The organism is Pseudoxanthomonas sp. LjRoot204_2, from assembly GCF_056175765.1.
Genome location: NZ_JBGFFG010000418.1, coordinates 1 through 2,885, shown reverse-complemented (window position 1 = coordinate 2,885; position 2,885 = coordinate 1). Strand labels below are relative to the sequence as shown.

The window sequence follows — 2,885 nt, the reverse complement described above, 5'->3', positions numbered from 1 at the left end:
GGGTGACCTTGCAGCCGATCGGCCAGCCGTCGCGGATCTTGAACGAAGCCACCGACACGCGGGACTTGGTCGTGATCGGCTTCTGGCCGGTGATCTTGGCCAGGTCGGCCACGGCGTTTTCCAGGATCTTCTTGTTGGTCGCCGCCTCACCCACACCCATGTTGATGGTGATCTTGGTGATCTTCGGCACTTCCATCGGATTGGTGTAGCCGAACTTCTTCATCAGAGCCGGCGCCACTTCTTCCTTGTAGATTTTTTCGAGACGAGTGGTCATGTCATTCCTCAGGCGTCGAGCGCCTCACCGCTGGAGCGGAACACACGCAGTTTGCGTCCATCCTCCAGCACCTTGAAACCGATACGCTCGCCCTTGCCCGTTGCCGGGTTGAACAGCGCGACATTGGAGATGTGGATCGAGCGCTCGCTCTCCACCACGCCACCCGCGATACCGGCCTGCGGGTTCGGCTTGGTGTGGCGCTTGACGACGTTGACGTTGGACACGACCACGCGGTCGCCATCCACACGCACCACGTCGCCCTTCTTGCCCTTGTCCTTGCCGGCGGTGACGACGACCTGGTCGCCCTTCTTGATACGGTTAGCCATTTCTTTGTCCTCCGCTCACAGCACTTCAGGCGCGAGCGAAACGATCTTCATGAACTTCTCGGAACGCAGCTCGCGGGTCACGGGCCCGAAGATACGGGTGCCGATCGGCTCCTGCTTGTTGTTCAGCAGGACGGCGGCGTTGCCATCGAAGCGGATCAGCGAACCATCGGGGCGACGGACGCCCTTGCGGGTGCGCACGACGACCGCGTCGTAGACTTCGCCCTTCTTCACCTTGCCGCGCGGGATGGCGTCCTTGACGGTCACCTTGATGATGTCGCCGATGCCGGCGTAACGGCGCTTGGAGCCGCCCAGCACCTTGATGCACATCAGTTCCTTGGCGCCGGAGTTGTCGGCCGCGTCAAGGTAGCTCTGCATCTGGATCATGATTCAGATCTCCTTTTATTCAGCCGCGCGGGTGATGATTTCCACCACGCGCCAGTTCTTGGTCTTGGACATCGGGGCGATCTCGGTCACGCGCACCACGTCGCCTTCCTTGCAGCTGTTGTCCGCGTCGTGCGCGTGCAGCTTGGTGGAACGCTTGATGTACTTGCCGTACAGGGCGTGCTTGACCTGACGCTCCACCAGGATGGTGACCGTCTTGTCCATCTTGTTGCTGACGACGCGGCCTTCGATGGTGCGTTGCGCTTTGTCTTTGTTATCGCTCATCTTGGTCGCTCCTTACTTCTGGCTGCCCAGCAGGGTCTTGACGCGAGCGATCTCGCGGCGGACCCGGCGGGTTTCATGCGTCTTCGGCAGCTGGCCGGTCACCTTCTGCATGCGCAGGGAGAATTGCTCCTTGCGCAGTTCGGTCAGGTGGGCCTTCAGTTCGTCAGCCGACTTCTCGCGGAGTTGCTTGAGTTCCATTAGCGCACCGTCCGGGTCACGAAAGTGGTGGTGACCGACAGCTTGGCCGCGGCCAGGCGGAACGCCTCGCGCGCGATGTCCTCGCTGACGCCTTCGATTTCATAGATCATGCGGCCCGGCTGGATCTGGGCGACCCAGTATTCGACGTTGCCCTTACCGGAACCCATGCGGACTTCGATGGGCTTCTTGGTGATCGGCTTGTCGGGGAACACACGGATCCACATCTTGCCGCCACGCTTCACGTAACGGCTGATGGAACGACGCGCTGCTTCGATCTGGCGCGCGGTCAGCTGACCGTGCGCCGTGGCCTTCAGGCCGTACTCGCCGAAACTGACGAGGTTGCCGCTCCAGCTCAGGCCTTCGTTACGGCCTTTGTGCATCTTGCGGTATTTGGTTCGCTTGGGTTGCAACATGACTGATTACCTCGCGTCGCGGTCACGAGCCGGGCGCGACGGACGTTCGCTGCGCTCGGGGCGCGCGTCGTCCTGCTTCTCCTGACCCACCTGGCTGAAATCGAAGATTTCGCCCTTGTAGACCCACACCTTGATGCCGATGATGCCGTAGGTGGTCTTCGCCTCGGCAAAACCGTAATCGATGTCGGCACGCAGCGTGTGCAGCGGCACGCGGCCTTCGCGGTACCACTCCGAACGGGCGATTTCCGCACCATTCAAGCGGCCGGCCACGTTGACCTTGATGCCCAGGGCACCCAGGCGCATCGCGTTGCCCACGGCACGCTTCATGGCGCGGCGGAACATGATGCGGCGTTCCAGCTGCTGCGCGATCGATTCGGCCACCAGCTGGGCGTCCAGCTCGGGCTTGCGCACTTCGGTGACGTTGATGTGCGCCGGGACGCCCATCAGGTCGCTCACTTCCTTGCGCAGCTTCTCGATGTCCTCACCGCGCTTGCCGATCACGACGCCCGGACGGGCGGTGTGGATGGTCACGCGGGCGGTCTTGGCCGGACGCTCGATCAGGATCTTGGAAATGCCCGCCTGCGCCAGCTTCTTGCGAAGCATCTCGCGCACCTTGAGGTCCGCGGCGAGGTAGTCGGCGTAGTCGCGCTTGTTGGCGAACCACTTGGAATTCCAGTCCTTGGCGATGCCCAGGCGGATACCGGTCGGATGAACTTTGTGACCCATACTTATTTGCCCTCGCCCACGACCACGGTGATGTGGCTGGTGCGCTTCAGAATGCGGGTGCCACGGCCCTTGGCGCGGGCCATGAAACGCTTCAGCATCGGACCTTCGTCGACCATGATGGTCTTGACCTTCAGCTCGTCGACGTCGGCGCCCTGGTTGTTCTCGGCGTTGGCGATGGCGGACTCCACGACCTTCTTGATCAGGTGGGCAGCCTTCTTGTCCGAGAACTTCAGCAGGTTGACGGCGCGCTCGGCCGGCAGGCCACGCACCTGGTCAGCGACC

General features: G+C 62.3%; 8 protein-coding genes. All 8 read right to left on the bottom strand.

Annotated features, from left to right (window positions below):
- Positions 1–274, bottom strand: a 274-nt coding sequence (gene rpl5, locus AC04L7_RS15825) for a large ribosomal subunit protein uL5 (protein ID WP_475513380.1), incomplete at its 3' end; no start/stop codon positions are given.
- Positions 275–282: 8 nt separating this feature from the next.
- Entirely contained in the window at positions 283–600 is a 318-nt protein-coding gene (rplX, locus tag AC04L7_RS15820; RefSeq protein WP_162338026.1) for a 50S ribosomal protein L24, read from the bottom strand.
- 15 nt (positions 601–615) lie between these two features.
- On the bottom strand, positions 616–984 hold the full coding sequence (gene rplN / locus AC04L7_RS15815) for a 50S ribosomal protein L14 (protein WP_013535986.1): 369 nt from the start codon (positions 982–984) through the stop codon (positions 616–618).
- Between the two features lie 15 nt (positions 985–999).
- Positions 1,000–1,266: a 30S ribosomal protein S17 gene (rpsQ, locus tag AC04L7_RS15810; protein ID WP_055941286.1), complete on the bottom strand. Its 267-nt coding sequence runs from the start codon at positions 1,264–1,266 to the stop codon at positions 1,000–1,002.
- A 12-nt stretch (positions 1,267–1,278) separates the two neighbouring features.
- Positions 1,279–1,464 (bottom strand): 50S ribosomal protein L29, encoded by a 186-nt coding sequence (rpmC, locus tag AC04L7_RS15805; protein WP_055941284.1) that lies wholly within the window; start codon positions 1,462–1,464, stop codon positions 1,279–1,281.
- Positions 1,464–1,877: a 50S ribosomal protein L16 gene (gene rplP, locus AC04L7_RS15800; protein ID WP_055941282.1), complete on the bottom strand. Its 414-nt coding sequence runs from the start codon at positions 1,875–1,877 to the stop codon at positions 1,464–1,466. The genes rpmC and rplP overlap by 1 nt, the downstream gene beginning before the upstream one ends.
- Before the next feature lie 6 nt (positions 1,878–1,883).
- Entirely contained in the window at positions 1,884–2,603 is a 720-nt protein-coding gene (gene rpsC, locus AC04L7_RS15795) for a 30S ribosomal protein S3 (RefSeq protein ID WP_056878821.1), read from the bottom strand.
- A gap of 2 nt (positions 2,604–2,605) precedes the next feature.
- Positions 2,606–2,885: 50S ribosomal protein L22 (rplV, locus tag AC04L7_RS15790; RefSeq protein ID WP_475513379.1), on the bottom strand; the 280-nt coding region annotated here is incomplete at its 5' end.